The sequence below is a fragment of the Sphingomonas chungangi genome (genome assembly GCF_013778325.1).
GTDB classification, from domain to species: domain Bacteria; phylum Pseudomonadota; class Alphaproteobacteria; order Sphingomonadales; family Sphingomonadaceae; genus Solisphingomonas; species Solisphingomonas chungangi.
This window is the reverse complement of record NZ_JACEIB010000026.1, coordinates 204,497-220,705: the sequence shown is the minus strand read 5'-3', so window position 1 is coordinate 220,705 and position 16,209 is coordinate 204,497. Positions and strand designations below refer to the sequence as shown.

Genomic DNA, 16,209 nt, shown 5'->3' with positions numbered 1-16,209 from the left:
GCCAACGTCAAAATTGTGCAGCGCAACATATGCCTCGACAGCGCGTTTGGATGGCGTACGGAGGATCTATGGACGCCGAGCATATCCTCGCCGCCGCGATCGAGCGGAAAGTGCGCATCAGAGCGGTTTACAATAAGGGGCGGGTCATCCTCGCTCCGCACATCCTCTACACGCGCCACGACGAGCTTTATCTCGACGCGGTCACGGTGGAACGCGATGGCGCAGCGCCGCGTGAGACGAAGTTAGGCACGTTCAAGGTGCAGGGCCTGAACGATCCGCGTCTCGACAATTATCGCTTCAGGCCGTTTGCGGCCTTCCGGCCATCCGATCCGAAATATGCCGGCGCGACGCTCGCCACGGTCCAGCCTCACTGACCGGCGGCGTCTTCCGGCGCGGCCAGCCATTGCTCCGCTGCGCTCCGCGACGTGAAGGAGCGCACCAGATGCCCGCCAATATCCTGGATGTGTGCCCTGTCCGGGTAGTTCGCGGTCAGGAAGGCGATCCGATCACCGGCCTCGAAGGTCTGCGTCATCTGATCGAGGATATAATCCTCCACCCAGCCGGCCTGCCTCACGCCGTGCGTGACGTCTGAAAGCACGCGAACAGGCCTGCCAGACGACCGAACGCGCGCAACCAGTTCGCGCAACGCCACATAGTGCTGCTCGACGTCCATGAACGAGTAAAGGCCCGTGCCCCGGACCGAGATGGTCCCGGTCGCCTCGTCAAATTCGCGTTCGATCAAACTGCCCCCGCTACGCCTCGAAGCGTCGGTGTCGCCTCTATACCGGCGGCGGGTTCCTTGGCGCTATCATAGATTACGCCCGCCAGCGAAGGCGCTCGACACCAGCGGAGCACTTTTCGCAGTTCCCTGTCTGTTCTATGATACATCCCCTCCCGAGTCGGGCATCGATCATCGTTGGAGGCAGCTCGTGCAGCTGGTATTGCGGCACTACTTGCGGCTGCGCGTGGCCGCAAGCGTGATCTATGACACCGTCTATCCAGGCCCGGAATGGGCGCCCGTCAGCTTCGAGCAGGCCGAGCGTCTCGAGACGGTCCACTACCGTCAGGCCGTGGCTGCCGCCTTGCTCGTGCGCCCGGTGCTCGCCGACCGGGCCGAGCAACTTAGGCTGATCTGATGCGTCCGCCCGACCCCGAGGAGCCGCGCGACGTGAGCCCGTTCGAGTTGTGGACGGGTATGACGCCGGAGGAGTGGGATGCTTTGCCCGAAAACCAGGACGACGGCGGCGATCCGGAAGAGTGATGGCCCGTCGGCGCAGCATCGGTGGAAAGGCTGTGGAGGGGTGCCGGGTGCTTGGCCAGCATCGGTCGACGCAGCGCAAGGTGCCGCGCGGGGCGGATGACGAAGCGGCGCTGACCGAGGACATCATCGAGCTGGCCAGGCAATACGGGCGTTACGGCTATCGCCGGGTGACGGCGTTGCTGCACGCGGCCGGCCGGACGGTGAACAACAAGAGGGTCGAGCGGATCTGGCGGCGCGAGGGTCTCAAGGTGCCCCAGCGCCAGCCGAAACGTGGTCGGCTGTGGCTCAATGACGGATCCTGCATCCGGCTCCGGCCGGAATATGCGGGCCATGTCTGGGCGGAGCAGCCCAAGGTTCCGGCGATGCGCAGCATCGTTGGAATGGCTGCGGAGGGGTGCGATTTTGTCGAGGGACGCACCCACGATGGGCGGAAATTCCGCATCCTCACCATCATCGACGAATTCAGCCGGGAGTGCCTCGCGCTGATCGTCGCCCGCAGGCTCAACCATGAAGGATGTGCTGGCCGCCTTGGCGGAGCTGTTCTTCTGGCGGGGCCGCCCGCCCATGTTCGTTCCGATAACGGCAACGAATTCATCGCTGGCGAGGTCCGGAAATGGCTCGGGAAGATCGGCGTGAAGACGCTCCACATCACGCCGGGCTCTCCCTGGGAGAACGGCTACAACGAGAGCTTCAACGGCTCGCTTCGCGACGAGCTGCTGAACGGCGAGTTCTCTTCTACAGCCTCGCCGAGGCCAGGGTGCTGATCGAGGCCTGGCAGCGCCACTACAATACCATCCGGCCGCACAGCAGTCTCGGCTATCGCCCGCCGGCCCCCGAGACAGCGACACCGCCATGGCGGGCCTCCGGTTCCGCTTCGCTCCACCTCCGTCCACAGCCAGTAGCCGACCTGCTCGTGGAAGGTGATTTCCTCCTCTTTGGTCGTGATGTGGATATGGTAGCGCAGGCCGTAGAAGAGCTGCGGGCCATTGGTCCGCGGGTCGATCGGGTCGAAGCTGATCCGCTCGATGAAAGTGCGGCGCTCGGGCGCGGCGGCCTTGGGATTGATGTCGATGCCCTTGGTCGCCTCCCATCGTCCGGCGAGCCGGGTGAGCGGGCCGAGATTGGCGAGCGTGTCCGAATCGAGGTCGCTGGGCTCGGTGAAGATGTCGTGCGGGAACGGATTCATGCGGCGTGCCTCCGTCGGATCGGGGCGATCCTACACGCGAAAGCGCTGGCGCACCAAGCGGCAGAAGCGCCCGCTCGGCCCGCTGTTCGCCGGATCACTGCAGAAATCTCGTGTCGCGGTAGCGGCTTCGGGGGAGCGGAACGCGATGGTGTGGACAAGACCCAGCGCCTGCTCGAAATCGGCGGGTCGTGCTGCGGCGACCTCGCGGGTCGATACGCTCGTAACCGCCCACGGAATTGACGAGCGGCTGCCGTTCGCCGCGATGCGGTAAGCGTTGAAGGCGATCACAAGCGCGTCGGATCCCGGTTTTGCCGGATTACCGTCGCCGCGCAGGCTCTTCCCGAGCTTGATGAGGAAGCGGCCGACCGACTGGGGCAGATCGGACTCCTCAGCCACGCCGTTCAGCTGAACCGCCATGCAGAGGGTGTCGCCGCAAGGGCGGCTGGCGAAGTGATTCGGGCCTTCGTCGGAGTCGACGATCGGCGGGATTGCGGTGGATGCCGTGTTCGCGATGCAAAGCGTCATCGCCGCGAAAACGGAAGCCGTCAGCTGACGATCTGGTCCGTGCCACGCCATGTGCCGTTCCTCCCCGCCGATCCTAGCGATCCGTCGCGATCAGCGCGCGGTTGATTTCAAACGGCGCGGCGGGACGCGGATCGCAAACCCCCGAGCGCTCATAAAGGCAGGCGGCCTGATCGGGATAACGGCCATCCTCGCCGAAGCATTGCTTCACCCCATAACTGGACGGCAGATCGCGGGTGCGCGGCGGCGCTACGATGGCATCGAAGGCCGGAGCACCTGTCCGCAGCGCAGCGCCGGGATCGTGCGCGAAGTCCGGCAGATATTGCGGGATCGGCCGGTGCAGATAGGCATAGGCGCCGGTGTGGCTCCACCAGATGCCGTGGACCGCCAGCCCGCATATCTCCGGCGAATTCCGCGCGAGCGTGAACGCCTCGAGGCTCGGCGTCGCCTGCGACCATTCATAGGCGACGAAGCGCGGACGGGTCGTCATGATCGAGGTGATGCCCCAGAAGAGCAGCGCGACCGTCAGCCAGGGCGCCCGCGACCAGCGTTGCCTTGCCCACGTCACGGCGTCGGCGGTACCGATCGCGGCCAGCAGCGCGATCGCGGTGGTGGCGAGCAGGATGTAGCGATATTCCTTGTGCGCGACGGCCGAATGGAGCGCGATGTCGGCCGCCGCCATCGCCAGCAGCGCCGGATAACGTCGCGCGCCGATACCTGCGAGGATCAGGATCGGCAGGGCCGCGACCTTCCAGATCGTGACGATCCGCCTGAGGTAGAAGCTCGGCTTCTCCACCCAGAGATACGACCGGCCGACCGTGATATTCTGGTGGAAATTGGCCCATACCCAGCCGAACGGGGCCTGCCCCATCGCCAGATCGATCGCGGCGCTGATGGCGAGCATCGGCACGGCACCGGCGAGACCCCACAGCCAGCGCTGCCGATCCAGCCGACAGACCAGCACCACGAACAGCAGGATGGCCGGCGTGTCCTGAAACCGGATCAGGCAGGCCAGCGCCAGCAGCGAACCGGCAGCGGCGAGGCGGCGCGGCCCGGGCTTGCCGTAGAGCAAGGCGGCGCCGCCGAAGAAGAGCGGCAGCGCGACGCTGTCGCTCAGCGCCTGCGTCGCGAACAGGGCGAGCTCCGACCAGCCGGCTGCCACTAGAGCAGCGACGAGCGCGTGGAGCGGCGATATCCGGCGTCCGAGCGAATATGCCGCCCGAACGACCGTCAGCGAGAGCAATACAAGCGCGATCTTGGGTAGCAGCAGATAGGCACCGGTGCCGGGCGCCAGCCATCCGCCCAGCGCCATCGGGCCGCTCAGCGCCAGCGGGAAAAGCCAGCTGCGGATGCCCAGCCGGTATTCCCACGGAATCACGCCAGGGCCGAAGACGAGCCGGTGCGCCTGCTCGAGATACTGGAAGACCTCGTCCGCCTGGTAGGAGCGCGGCTTGACAAGCAGGGTGGCGCGGATCGCAACGCTGAGCAGGAGCGCGCCCGGCAGCATCCATCGGTCCGTCCGTCGGTCAGCCGGCATTCGGTGCCCGTTCCTCGATCCCGTACGGAACGGTGCGCACGACATGATAGTTGGCGCGCATCAGCGCCGGGAAGGGGACGGGCAGGCGCCCTTCGCCCGATTGCGCGTTATAGGCGGGATCGAGGATGATCAGCGCCGGCCGATGGCCCTCGATCAGGCCCGCAAGCGGCCGTGGATCGGTACCGGTACGCAGCTTCTGCCCGTAGGCGAAGAAATCGAGCGAGAAGGGGCGCCCCGCCCAGTAACAGACCACCGGCACCTCGCAGAGGACGGGACCGTGGGCATTGTGCACATCGGCGATCATGCTCTCCCAGGCGGCCGTCCGATCGGGCCGTTCGCGCAGTTGCCGGAAAGAACGTCCGACATGCGAGCTGGCGATCAGAGCGAGAGGCGCGACCAGCACCAAAAGCAGCGCCGATCGCGTCGCGCGATCCGGTCCGACATTCCGACGTGCGGCCCGGCCCAGCGCCACGCCGCAGAGGATGGTCAGCCCGATCAGCGCATCGAAATGAGCATTGATATAGACGCCGCTGCCCAGCCGTTGTAGCGCGCCGAGCACCAGCCCCAGTACCGCATACAGGATGAGGGGCAGCACCCGCCGACCACCCCGCATCGTCCGCAGGACAAGAAGTGCCACCCCGGTCAATGCTGCGAAGCAACCCATCTTGCGCAGGCCAGAGACGAAGTTGACGATGTTGGTCGTCCGCTTGAACTGCAGCAGCTCCACGAACACGGCCGATCCGTAGCAGGCATAGAGGAGCAGCCCGGCGAGCGCGGCCCAGCCGATCCCGGCCGCGATCCAGATGCCGAACGCGCGACGATCGCGGGCGAGCAGCCACAGCGTCACCGCCAGCGGCAGCGCGAACTGGTTGTGCTTGACGAGCCCGGCCAGTATCATGATGCCCGCCGCGACGACGATGCGTCGCCCGGTCAGTGCACGCGGGCCGATCAGGGGCAGGAGCCCCGCCAGCATCACCGCTTGCCCCAGCCACTGCGGATTGTTCACCGCCAGGAACTGGCTGAAATAGAGTATGTCGTAGCCGAGGAAGAGGATAGCTGCGGCGATTCCCCAGCGCCACGGCGCGCCGGTTCGGCGGACGATGACCGCGATCAGCCCGGCGACGGCGAGCGTGGAGGCGGTGGCGACGAGACGGCCGGCGATGACGTCATCACCGGTGATCAATCCGACCAGCCCGTTCACGTAGAAGGAGAGCGGCGGGTAATTGTTGGCGACGAGGATGTGGGCCTTGGAATAAAGCGGCCCGGCGCCCATCGCCGCCGCCGCCCAATAGGCGTTCCAGCCCTCGCCATAATCGATCGAGGTGCGATCGAAGAGGCCGGCCAGCGGTCCTGCCGCCGCCAGCGCCGTGACGATAGCGCACAAGGCGAGCAGCACGGGAAAGAGGAGATTCTCGCCGGCTCGCGGAAGCGACCTGGCCGGGATAAGCGACGCAACAGATACGCTGTACATGGGCGCTCCATTAGGTGACGCGCGCCATCTGCACAATCACGGCGCCTGCTGGATGACGGATCCGCGCTTGTCTGGCCTTGGCGGATCGACCAAGGGCAGCGCCATGCAACGCCCGTCTCTCGGTCTGCTGAACCGGCACCTTCCATGGCTCGTGATCGCCACGCTTTACGCGGTGGCTTATGCCAAGCTGGTTACGATGCATGGCGTGGTGTGGTCGGGTTGGGCGGATCAGGGGCGCTATCTGGTTTCGGCGACGGCCTTCGCGCATCTCCGGCTCGATCCGGCCGAGCATTGGTACCCCTTGCTCTATCCGCTGCTGGGTGCGCCCTTCGTGTGGCTCTGGCCGACCGTGCCGTTCCTGCTCGTCGATTGCGCCTGTTTCATCGGTGCGTATCTCGGCTTCGCGGCGGTTGCCCGGCGGTTCGGAGTGGGGCCTTGGCTGGCCACCTTGCTCTTCGCCGCCTCGACGATCCTCTATCCGGAGATCGGCAGGCGCTGGCTGGAGCCATGGACGACGACACCCTCGGCAGCCCTGATCTGGCTGGTGATCGCCGGCACGCTCGCCATTTTCGATGGTCCAGTGAGGCGGCGGACGGCGGTCGGCACGGCTCTGTGCATGGCGGCCATCCCGTTGGTGCGGCCCGGTGACCTATTGATGGTCGCGGTGCTGGGGGCAATGGCCGGCTGGCGCCTGCTGGCGCGGCGGGAGCTCGGGCGCATCGCCCTGATCGCGACGATCGTGCTCGCCTGCTGGACGGCTTATCTGGCGCTGCATCTGGCGATCTACGGACCGCACCTCTCGGACTATGATAGGCTTTCCGCCGCCTATGGCGAGAATTTCGCATGGCTGGGCTGGAAGGCCTATGTCCTGATGCCGATCCCGGAGCGTGGTTTCCCGACGGGGAGGGGCTGCTTCACGCCTGCCCGTGGCTAATCCTCGGCGCGGCGGGGCTGGTGTTCGAGGCGGTCCGGCCGGGTGGGCAGCAGTGGGCGGCGATCTGCATCGGGCTGGCGCTGCTCGTTTATGGTGGGACGATGCTGGCTTACGTCGATCTGTTGCCGAGCGGGCTCTGGCGGTTCAACAACGTCCATTATTTCAAATGGATGTTCCCCGCCTTCGCACTGTTCCTGCTGCTCTTCCTGCGCGATGTCCGTCATGCACCGGTCACGGGCGCGGCGATCACGATCGTCCTCGTCCTCGCGACTTTCATCCGGGCCTTGCCGGTCGAGGTCGGCAGCGACGCGCCGGCACGGATGCTCGTCTTCGCGAAGCCTCAGGCCGATTTCCGCGCCGTCTATTTCGGCCGCTCGGCGATCGAGGATCGCGCCGGCGCATCGCGCAACGTCTTCGATTACCATCAGGTCCCGGTTTCCGGACAGCGCTTCGTTGCCGTCGCGCTCAAGCGCGACTTCGCGGGGCAGGAGCGGTGGAGCGCGCGGTCTTCGGGAACCGAATGGCCGCGCACGACGCCGGACTTCTATCGCGACGTTCCCGATATAGGGGCGGCGACCGGTACTCCGCTGCATCGCTATGCGGCATCTGTGGGCTTCGGCGTGCCGTGCTGGACGCGGCTCGTCGGCTGTCAGACCATGATCACGGACCGCTGAGCGGCATCATCGGATTGCCGATCGGCACAGCGAGCCTGTGCGTCTATCGGCATCCTATCTGATAGGAAAGGCAGGAAGCTACCTGAAAGGTGGCCAGTACAGCGCGAACAACGCGCCGCCGAAAGGAGAGACGATGAGGGGCTTTGGTCAGATCAAGGGGATGCTGCTGTCCGGCGTGACGGGCGCCATGCTCATGGCGGGCGGTGCGCATGCGCAGGCCGAAGCGCCGACCCCGACCGTCAGCGACGCCGCGCCAGCCGACATCATCGTCACTGCTCAGAAGCGGTCCGAGCGATTGCAGGACGTGCCGGCCTCGATCTCCGTCGTCACCGCAACCGATCTCACCAAGCGCGGCGTGACCCGCTTCCAGGATTACGCTTCGCGTATTCCGGGCCTCAGCCTCACCTCGGCGCGCACCGGCAACACCCAGATCACGCTGCGCGGCATCACCACCGGCTCGTCGCAACCGGGATCGACCACCGGTTTCTACGTGGATGAGGCGCCGGTCGGCTCGGTCAACGCTTACACCGGCGGCAACGGGATCACGCCCGATCTCGATCCGTCGGACATCGGCCAGATCGAGGTGCTGAAAGGCCCGCAGGGCACGCTTTACGGCGCCGGCGCGGTGGGCGGCCTGCTGAAGTTCACCACCGTGCCGACCGACCTCGAGCATTTCTCCGGCCGCGCCTCGGCGGGGATCACCAGCGTCGATCATGGCGATCTCGGCTATTCGGGTCGCGCGACAATCAACATCCCGCTGGTCACCGATCAGCTCGGCCTGCATGTCTCGGGCTTCTACCGGCGCGATCCCGGCTATATCGACAATATCAACCCGCGCGTCGGCAAGGACGACATCAACGACGCCAAGGTGCGCGGTGGCCGCGCGATGCTGTCGATGAAGTTCGCGCCGAACGTGCGCCTCGATCTCTCGGCGATCCTTCAGGACACCGCGACCGACGGCACCAACACCGAGGATGTCGACGCGGCGACCTTCAAGCCGATCTACGGCGATCTCAAGCAGAACCGTTATGCGCCCGAGACCGGCTATATGCGCCTGCGTCTCTACAACGCGACCTGGCATGCCGATTTCGGCAAGCTGAATCTAGTCTCGTCGACCACCTACCAGCGCATCTACTATCGCGAGCTGGGCGACGCGACGAACAGCTACGCCGCGTTCCTGACGCAAAATGCGACTCTCATCAATCTCGTGACGGGCCTCGTCGTCCCGCCCAACCTCGGCATGAGTGTCAACACGATCAAGCACACCGATCGCTGGTCCGAGGAAGCGCGCGCCAGCATGAACGATGTCGGCGGGCTGCTCGATCTCCAGGGCGGCTTCTACTGGACGCACGAATCCGACATCAACAAGATCCCGAATATCGATTATTTCTCGACCACGACCGGCGCGCCGATCAACAGCCTGCCGCCGTTCGCGATCGCGTCGATCGACTCCACCTACGATGAATATTCGTTCTTCGGGAATGCGCGCCTGCATATCGGCGACAAGTTCGATGTGCTGGGCGGCGTCCGCTACAGCCATGATCACCAGACCTACGCGCAGGATTATTCGGGCCTGCTGATCGCGCTCACTGCCGGCAAGCCGCAGATCCTCGCCGACGGTGTCGAGAAGCACAATGTCGTGACCTGGATGGCGACGCCGCGCTTCAAATTCTCGGACGACGAGATGCTCTACGGCCGCGTGGCCACCGGCTACCGCCCGGGCGGCCCGAACCCGGCCCCGCCGACCGGCGGCGTGCCGCTGACCTTCGATCCGGACAAGCTCACCCAGTATGAGGTCGGCTTCAAGGGCCAGACGGCGGACCGCAAGATCACCGTCGATGCGGCGCTGTTCTACACCGACTGGGATCATATCCAGATCCAGACGAGCAAGGGCGGCTTCAACTACCTCGTCAACGGCGGCAAGGCGCGCAGCAAGGGCGGCGAGCTGACGCTCGGCTATCATCCGATCGCCGGGCTCACGCTGGGCGTCAACCTTGCCTACACCGACGCCAAGCTCGCCTCGGCGGCGCCGGCGGCGGGCGGCATCAAGGGCGATCGCCTGCCCTATGTGCCGCACTGGACCGGATCGCTGAGCGCCGACTATGCGATTCCGCTCAACGACAGCACCAAGCTGACCTTTGGCGCCACCGGAAGCTATGTCGGCAACCGGATCGACGACTATACCGGCAAGACGAGCGCGGGCACGCAGCATTACGGCCGCACGCTCCGCCACTATGCGACGGTCGATCTGCGCGCCGGGCTGGACTTCGGCCAGTGGACGCTGTCCGCCTTCGCCCGCAACCTGACCGACAAGCGCGCGATCATCGTCGACGGCTATGAGGGGCTGGCGCCGACCACGACGGCGGGCCAGCCCTATGCGGCGTCGGTGATCACGCCGCGGACGATCGGCGCCGAGGCGGCGATCCGCTTCTGATAAGGAACGGGGAGGCGGGCGCCTCCCCGAACCGTCTGCTTTCCGGGGGTTATCTCGTGCAGCATTCTCAGGATTTCCAGCGCAAGCCGATCGATCCGGCGGTGCTCGACGCGCTGGCCGCGCGCTTCGGGGCGCAGTTCCAGACCGGCGCGGCGGTTCGCGCCGAGCACGGCAGGAGCGAGGCACATTTCGAGCCGGCCCTGCCGGACGCCGTGCTCTTCGCGCGATCGACCGGGGATGTGGTCGATTGCGTGAAGCTCTGCGTCGCCGCCGGAGTGCCGATCGTGCCGTTCGGCGCGGGCACCTCGATCGAGGGCAATGCGCTGCCGGTGCGCGGCGGCATCAGCCTCGATCTCACGGCCATGAATGCGATCGTCGAGGCGCGACCCGAGGATTTCGACTGCACCGTGCAGGCCGGCGCCCGCCGCGAGGAACTCAACCACCATTTGCGCGACATGGGGCTGTTCTTCCCGATCGATCCCGGCGCCAACGCCACGCTCGGCGGCATGGCCTCGACCCGGGCGAGCGGCACCAACGCCGTGCGCTATGGCACGATGCGCGACGCGGTGCTGAGCCTGAAGGTGGTGACGCCGGAGGGGAAGGTGATCGACACCGCGCGGCGCGCGCGCAAATCGGCGGCGGGCTACGATCTCACCCGGCTCTACGTCGGTTCGGAGGGTACGCTCGGCATCATCACCGAGATCACGCTGCGCCTGCATCCGATTCCCGAGACGATCTCGTCGGCCGTCTGCGGGTTCGAGACACTGAAGGGCGCGGTCGACACCGTCGTCCAGTCGATCCAGATCGGCGTGCCGCTGGCGCGTGTGGAGATCCTCGACGCAAAACAGATGGAAGCGGTCAATCGCTGGTCCAAGCTCGATTATCCGGAAGTGACGACGCTCTTCTTCGAGTTCCACGGCTCCGGGAGCGGCGTCGCCGAGCAGATCGCGATGGTGAGCGAGATCGCGGGCGCCAATGGCGGCGGCGAGTTCCGCTGGTCCAACCTCCCCGAGGAACGGGCGAAGCTCTGGAAGGCGCGCCACGAGGCCTATTATGCCGCCGTGAACCTTCGCCCTGGCGCTGTCGGCTGGTCCACCGACGTCTGCGTGCCGATCAGCCGCCTGCCCGAATGCATCGAGCAGACCCAGGCCGATCTCGCCAGGGCCAGCATGCCCGCGACGATCCTCGGCCATGTCGGCGACGGCAATTTCCACGTCATCTTCTCGATCGATCCGAACCAGCCGGAGGAAATGGCGGAGGTCGAGGCGATCAACGCGCGTATCGTTCGCCGCGCGCTCGACATGGAAGGCACCTGTACCGGCGAGCATGGCATCGGCCTCGGTAAGCAGCACTGGCTGGTCGAGGAACTGGGCGAAGACACGGTCGAGATCATGCGCACGATCAAGCGCGCGCTCGATCCCCGGGACCTGTTCAATCCGGGCAAGATCTTCACGCTCTGAGGAGCGATGATATGCGTAAGAGAACGGGAATAGGGATCGTTCTGGCGACGGCACTGCTGGCGGCGTTGGGATATGCCGTGGGGCGCCTCGGCCACCCGCTTGCGCTGCCCGCGAGCGAACGGCTGCCATCTGCGTCGTTGACGCACGGGACGCTCGACGCGCAGTTTTTCGGCACGACGACCTCGCTGTTCCGCGATGGCGATCATGCCGTGATGGTGGACAGCCTGCTCACCCGACCGGGACTGGGCAAGGTGTTGTTCGGCACGGTCGCGCCCGATCCCGCGCTCGTCCGCCGGATACTCGCGCAAGCACAGGTGGAGCGGGTCGACCTGCTGCTCGTGTCGCATTCGCATTACGATCATGTGCTCGATGCGCCGGCAGTGGCGCGGGCGACCGGCACGACGACCGTCGGCTCGCCCTCGACACGCGAAGTGGCGCTGGGCGGCGGCATTCCGGATGCGCACATCCGCGTCGCGTCCGGCGGGGAGCAGCTCGACACCGGTGCCTTTCATGTCACCGTCTTCCGCTCGCTCCATTCGCCGGGCGATCGTGTGCCAGGCACGATCACCTGGCCGCTGAGTTTCCCCGCAAAGGTCAAGGATTACAAGGAGGGCGGAACCTTCGCCTTCCTGATCGCGCATCGCGGCTTAAGCATCCTCGTCCATCCCAGCGCCAATTTCGTGCCGGGCATGTATCGCGGCGTCCATGCGGATGCGGTGTTCCTCGCGACCGGCGGGCTCGGCGCGCAACCGGACGATTTTGCGCGGGCCTATTGGCACGAGGTGGTGGAAGCGACGGGTGCGAAGCTGGTCGTGCCGATCCACTGGGACGATTTGCTGCGCCCGCTCGACCAGCCGCTGCTGCCGCTGCGTCGCTTCATGGACGACATCCCCAAAGGCATGGCGAAGATCGAGCCGCTGGCGAAGCAGGATGGCGTGGCGATCCGGACCATGCCCGTGATCGTCCCTGTCGATATCGCGACGGCGGTCCGAAACCTGCAGGAGCAGTGACATGCAGCGCAGGAAGGTGATCGGCGGGCTGGGCGCGGCGATCGAGCTCCATCCTGACTCTCTACGCAGCCTCATCTGCGTGGCAGTCTGCGCCCGATCGCCGGATTTCTCGCCCGGGTAGAGTGTGCCGGGTGTCAGCAAGGCTGTGCCGTCAGAAGCTGTAGACCAGCGACGCCGCCGTGATCGTGTCGAAATTCTTCGCCTGCCCCGGCACGTCGTCCTCGTAGGTGAGGTTGTAGGAGATCTGGCCCTTCACCGGCCCGAACAGCTTGCTGGTCAGCGCCGTGGTCGAGGTGATGTTGGTGTCGTCCGACTCCACATAAACGGCCGACTGGTTGCTGAGCTCGATATTGCCGTTGGGCTTCCAGTCGAAATTGACCGATCCGCGCCCGGCCGGGTTGGTATCGCGTGGCTGGCCGATATAGCGAGTCTCGCGCACCGCCGGCCCGGCCTCCACCGCCAGCGTGAACTTGGAGCCCTTGGCCAGCGTGTAGCCGAGGCCCGCGCTCTCGGTGAAGCGGTAGCGGATGCCCAGGATCTCGTCGCGATCGAACTGGCCGAGGCCGTATATGTAGAGCCGGTCGGTCAGCTTGTATTGCGGCTGATAGGCGGCGGTGTCCTTGTCGGTGGAAAGCTCGCCCGCGCTCTTGGCGTAATCGGCGCGCGCGGAGAGGGCGTGGCGCCAGTTCAGCCCTTCCTTGTTGAGCTTGAACGCGCCGTAGATGGCCACCGCGTCGGTATTGCCCTTGGTGTAGGAACCGCCGAGATCGATCTCGCCCTTCCAATTGTCGAGGAAGGATGCGGCGGCGAGCTTCTCGGCCTTGGCGCGGGCGTCGGCCGCCTGCTTCTCGGCGATCTGCGCGGCATTCTTGGCGGCCAGCGCGTCGATCTGCGGGCCGCCGTCCGGATATTGCTCGCGCGTCGTCTTCTCGACGGCGGCGAACGTGGCGGCGTCGTTGGTCTTCATCGCCTGTTCCAGCACCGCGCGCGCGGCGGGCGGCAGCGCGACCGCGTTGGGGTTGGGCGGCGGCGGGATCAGCAAGGTGACCATCGGCGCCTCGGGCACGGCGACCGGCGTCTCGAACGAACCGCTCGCGGGCGGCGGCGCCAGCCAGATGATCGGGGGTAGCGGTTCGGCCTGTGCCGTCTCTGCCTCGGGCGGCTGCGCGACGGCGGCCGTCGCGGGGGCAAGCAGGCACAGATACAGGGCGCGATACATCATGCGCAAAAGAACCCCTTTGGCCGTCTCTTTCAGATCAGGTGTGCGAACGCGCGTAGCACATTCTCATAGAGATCGCGCTTGAAGGGCACGATCATGTCCGGCAATTCGCTCGGCTCGGCCCATTTCCAGGCGCGGAACTCGGGATGCGCGGTCTCGATCGCGACATCGCTGTCTTCGCCGAGGAATCGCATCAGGAACCAGGTTTGGCGCTGGCCGCGATATTTGCCTTTCCACAGCTTGCTGACGAGTTCGGGCGGCAGGTCGTAATCGAACGTCTTCGGCGCGCGGGCGACGATCTCGGCGAGACGGCGCGGGATGCCGGTTTCCTCCTCCAATTCGCGGAACGCGGCCTGCTCGGGATCCTCGCCCGGATCGATCCCGCCCTGCGGCATCTGCCAGGCCTCCAGCGTCGTATCGATCCGCTGGCCGACGAAGATCCTGCCCTCGGCGTTGATCAGCATGATCCCGGCGGCGGGGCGGTAGGGCAGGTCCTTCACGCGGCAATCTCCGACAAGAGCGATTTCAAGGCGGCGAGGCTGTCGGCGACATCCTTCGCCGAGGAAGGGATGGCGCGGCGCATGTTAAGGAAACCGTGGATGTTGCCCCGCGCCTCGCGGAAGCTCACCGGCACGCCCGCTTGCGCCAGAGCGGCGACATAGGCACGTCCCTGATCGCGGATCGGATCGAGGCTGGCGGTGGTGACGAGCGCGGGCGGCAGGCCGGCGAGATCCGCCACCATCGGTGATCCACGCCAGTCCGTCACGTCCGGCCTGTAATGGCCATTGAACCAGATCATCGATTCCTCGGTCAAGAGGTAGCCGCTGCCGAACGCTTTGAACGAGGGATAGTGGGCGACCATGTCGGCCGCCGGATAGATCGCCCATTGCGCGACCACCGGCCGTGCCGCGGGTTTCTCGCGCAGCGCGATGGCGGTGACGATGGTGAGCGTGCCGCCGGCGCTGTCGCCTGCCAGCACCAGCGAGGTCGGCTGGAGGCCGAGCGCCGCCGGAGCATCGGCGATCCAGCGCGCCGCCGCCTCGCAATCGTCGGGCGCGGCGGGCCAGGGCGCCTCGGGCGCGAGGCGGTAGCCCACCGAGATCAGCGGCAGATCGAGCGCCCGCACAATCTCTGCGCAGGCGGAATCGTAGCTGGCGAGATCGCCCAGCACCCAGCCGCCGCCATGGAAGAAGACGATCACCGGCCCCGGCGCGCGGGTCTCGCGCGCATCGTAGAGGCGCAACGGGATATCGCCGTCCGGGCCGGGCATGACGAAATCCCGCTTCACCGCGATCGGGCCGATCGGCAGATCGGCGACGCCGGACATGGCACTGGCCATCTTGCGCGCGGCGATCGGATCGACCTGATCGATCCTCGGCGTCGGCACCGAGGCCAGATACTGGAGGAAAGCGGCGACGTCGGGACGGACATAAGGTTCGGTCACGGGCGACTCCTCGCAGGCGATGCCCCGCTCCCTAACCGGCCGAGCGAACAGAGGAAACCCGCTCGCTCGGATCGGGTTGGACGCTATGACGTTACCATGCTGCATTTCGTCCACCATCCCGATTACGTGGCCCCCGGCGCGCCGGGCACGGGGATGCTGTTCGACAAATACGGGCTGGTGCCGATGGCGCTCGACGAGATGGGCGCGGCCTACGAGGTGCATCATCCCGATCCCATGCCACGCCGCTGGATCGAGGCGGTGCACGATCCCGATTATGTCGAGGAGGTGCTGATCTGCACGGTGTCGCCTGAAAAGCAGCGGCGGATCGGCTTCCCGATCGGCGAGCGGGTGGCGCGCCGCGCGGTGATGTCGCCCGGTGGCACGTGGCTGGCGGCGCGGCTGGCGCTCCGCCACGGCTTCGCCGCCAACGGGGCGGGTGGTAGCCATCATGCGCTCTACGATACCGGTGCCGGCTATTGCGTGTTCAACGATCTCGTGATTGCCGCAAACCGGCTGATCGCGGAGGGCACGGTGCGCCGCATCCTGATCGTCGACCTCGACGTCCATCAGGGCGACGGCACCGCGGCGTTGACGGCAGGGCGCGACGACATCGTCACTTTCTCGATGCACGGCGAAAAGAATTTCCCCGCGCGCAAGGCCGTCTCCGATCTCGACGTCGCGTTGGCCGACGGAACGAGCGACGCCGACTATCTTGCGGTTTTAGCGCAATATCTTCCGAGCCTGATCGACGATGCGCGACCGGACCTGATCTTCTACCAGGCGGGCGTAGATCCCCACGGGGAGGACAGGCTGGGCCGGCTGGACCTCAGCGACGTAGGGCTGGAGGCGCGCGACCGCTTCGTCATGGCGTCGGCCGCCCGGCAAGGCATCCCGCTCGCCAGCGTGCTTGGCGGCGGCTACGGCAACGACCGGATGGCCGTCGCACGCCGCCATGCCCGCACGATGCTGACCCTCGCCGACGAACATGACCGCGCCGCAGCGTCTTTTCGGCATTGACCAGCGGGCGCGCGGGCCTACCTTCATCCCTGCAAGAGCG

16 protein-coding genes and 2 pseudogenes are annotated in these 16,209 nt (G+C 66.3%); 10 read left to right on the top strand and 8 right to left on the bottom strand.

What is annotated here, in order from left to right; translation table 11 throughout:
• The first annotated feature begins 68 nt into the window (after positions 1 to 68).
• On the top strand, positions 69 to 374 hold the full coding sequence (locus HZF05_RS16765) for a hypothetical protein (RefSeq protein ID WP_160362940.1): 306 nt from the start codon (positions 69 to 71) through the stop codon (positions 372 to 374).
• Here HZF05_RS16765 and HZF05_RS16760 read toward each other — a convergent pair.
• Positions 368 to 742 (bottom strand): hypothetical protein, encoded by a 375-nt coding sequence (locus HZF05_RS16760; protein ID WP_160362939.1) that lies wholly within the window; start codon positions 740 to 742, stop codon positions 368 to 370. The genes HZF05_RS16765 and HZF05_RS16760 overlap by 7 nt on opposite strands.
• Positions 743 to 929: 187 nt before the next feature.
• Here HZF05_RS16760 and HZF05_RS16755 point away from each other — a divergent pair, with 187 nt between their 5' ends.
• The 3 genes and pseudogenes from HZF05_RS16755 to HZF05_RS16750 all read left to right on the top strand — a co-directional run.
• Complete coding sequence (locus HZF05_RS16755; protein ID WP_160362938.1) at positions 930 to 1,136, top strand: hypothetical protein; 207 nt, start codon at positions 930 to 932, stop codon at positions 1,134 to 1,136.
• Positions 1,136 to 1,261 carry a hypothetical protein gene (locus HZF05_RS22190; protein WP_281367539.1) on the top strand — a complete coding sequence of 42 codons (126 nt, stop codon included), beginning with the start codon at positions 1,136 to 1,138 and terminating at the stop codon, positions 1,259 to 1,261. The genes HZF05_RS16755 and HZF05_RS22190 overlap by 1 nt, the downstream gene beginning before the upstream one ends.
• Positions 1,231 to 2,153 (top strand): annotated as a pseudogene (locus HZF05_RS16750) (IS3 family transposase); the annotation flags it as partial. The gene HZF05_RS22190 and the pseudogene HZF05_RS16750, both read left to right, overlap by 31 nt.
• 6 nt (positions 2,154 to 2,159) lie before the next feature.
• On the opposite strand, the pseudogene HZF05_RS16745 reads toward HZF05_RS16750, so the two are convergent.
• The 4 genes and pseudogenes from HZF05_RS16745 to HZF05_RS16730 all read right to left on the bottom strand — a co-directional run.
• Positions 2,160 to 2,447, bottom strand: a pseudogene (locus HZF05_RS16745) (heme-binding beta-barrel domain-containing protein); the annotation flags it as partial.
• A 30-nt stretch (positions 2,448 to 2,477) separates the two neighbouring features.
• Positions 2,478 to 3,023 carry a hypothetical protein gene (locus HZF05_RS16740; RefSeq protein WP_160362936.1) on the bottom strand — a complete coding sequence of 182 codons (546 nt, stop codon included), beginning with the start codon at positions 3,021 to 3,023 and terminating at the stop codon, positions 2,478 to 2,480.
• A 22-nt stretch (positions 3,024 to 3,045) separates the two neighbouring features.
• Complete coding sequence (locus HZF05_RS16735; protein ID WP_160362935.1) at positions 3,046 to 4,476, bottom strand: glycosyltransferase family protein; 1,431 nt, start codon at positions 4,474 to 4,476, stop codon at positions 3,046 to 3,048.
• A gap of 19 nt (positions 4,477 to 4,495) precedes the next feature.
• A complete protein-coding gene (locus tag HZF05_RS16730; protein ID WP_160362934.1) occupies positions 4,496 to 5,977 on the bottom strand; it encodes a glycosyltransferase family 39 protein in 1,482 nt (493 codons plus the stop codon).
• Positions 5,978 to 6,029: 52 nt separating this feature from the next.
• On the opposite strand from HZF05_RS16730, the gene HZF05_RS16725 reads away from it, so the two are divergent.
• The 5 genes from HZF05_RS16725 (at position 6,030) to HZF05_RS16705 (ending at position 12,489) form a co-directional block, all read left to right on the top strand.
• Positions 6,030 to 6,911, top strand: coding sequence for a glycosyltransferase family protein (locus tag HZF05_RS16725; protein ID WP_160362933.1), 882 nt, complete (start codon positions 6,030 to 6,032; stop codon positions 6,909 to 6,911).
• Positions 6,821 to 7,585, top strand: coding sequence for a hypothetical protein (locus HZF05_RS16720; protein WP_160362932.1), 765 nt, complete (start codon positions 6,821 to 6,823; stop codon positions 7,583 to 7,585). Before HZF05_RS16725 ends, HZF05_RS16720 begins: the two co-directional genes overlap by 91 nt.
• Before the next feature lie 133 nt (positions 7,586 to 7,718).
• A complete protein-coding gene (locus HZF05_RS16715) occupies positions 7,719 to 10,019 on the top strand; it encodes a TonB-dependent receptor (RefSeq protein WP_160362931.1) in 2,301 nt (766 codons plus the stop codon).
• Positions 10,020 to 10,075: 56 nt separating this feature from the next.
• The gene (locus HZF05_RS16710) at positions 10,076 to 11,479 is read left to right on the top strand and encodes an FAD-linked oxidase C-terminal domain-containing protein (RefSeq protein WP_160362930.1); all 1,404 of its coding nucleotides are present in this window, start codon (positions 10,076 to 10,078) and stop codon (positions 11,477 to 11,479) included.
• 11 nt (positions 11,480 to 11,490) lie between these two features.
• Positions 11,491 to 12,489 (top strand): MBL fold metallo-hydrolase, encoded by a 999-nt coding sequence (locus HZF05_RS16705; protein WP_160362929.1) that lies wholly within the window; start codon positions 11,491 to 11,493, stop codon positions 12,487 to 12,489.
• Positions 12,490 to 12,640: 151 nt separating this feature from the next.
• Here the strand turns inward: HZF05_RS16705 and HZF05_RS16700 are convergent, their stop codons facing one another.
• Genes HZF05_RS16700 through HZF05_RS16690 form a run of 3 tightly spaced genes read right to left on the bottom strand, consistent with a single transcriptional unit; the run spans position 12,641 to position 15,152 of the window.
• Entirely contained in the window at positions 12,641 to 13,711 is a 1,071-nt protein-coding gene (locus tag HZF05_RS16700) for a DUF481 domain-containing protein (RefSeq protein WP_160362928.1), read from the bottom strand.
• Positions 13,712 to 13,740: 29 nt separating this feature from the next.
• Positions 13,741 to 14,208: an RNA pyrophosphohydrolase gene (locus HZF05_RS16695; protein ID WP_160362927.1), complete on the bottom strand. Its 468-nt coding sequence runs from the start codon at positions 14,206 to 14,208 to the stop codon at positions 13,741 to 13,743.
• Positions 14,205 to 15,152: an alpha/beta hydrolase gene (locus HZF05_RS16690; protein WP_343046910.1), complete on the bottom strand. Its 948-nt coding sequence runs from the start codon at positions 15,150 to 15,152 to the stop codon at positions 14,205 to 14,207. Before HZF05_RS16690 ends, HZF05_RS16695 begins: the two co-directional genes overlap by 4 nt.
• 96 nt (positions 15,153 to 15,248) lie before the next feature.
• Between HZF05_RS16690 and HZF05_RS16685 the strand changes: the two genes are divergently transcribed.
• Complete coding sequence (locus HZF05_RS16685; protein WP_160362925.1) at positions 15,249 to 16,169, top strand: histone deacetylase family protein; 921 nt, start codon at positions 15,249 to 15,251, stop codon at positions 16,167 to 16,169.
• Positions 16,170 to 16,209: the final 40 nt, after the last annotated feature.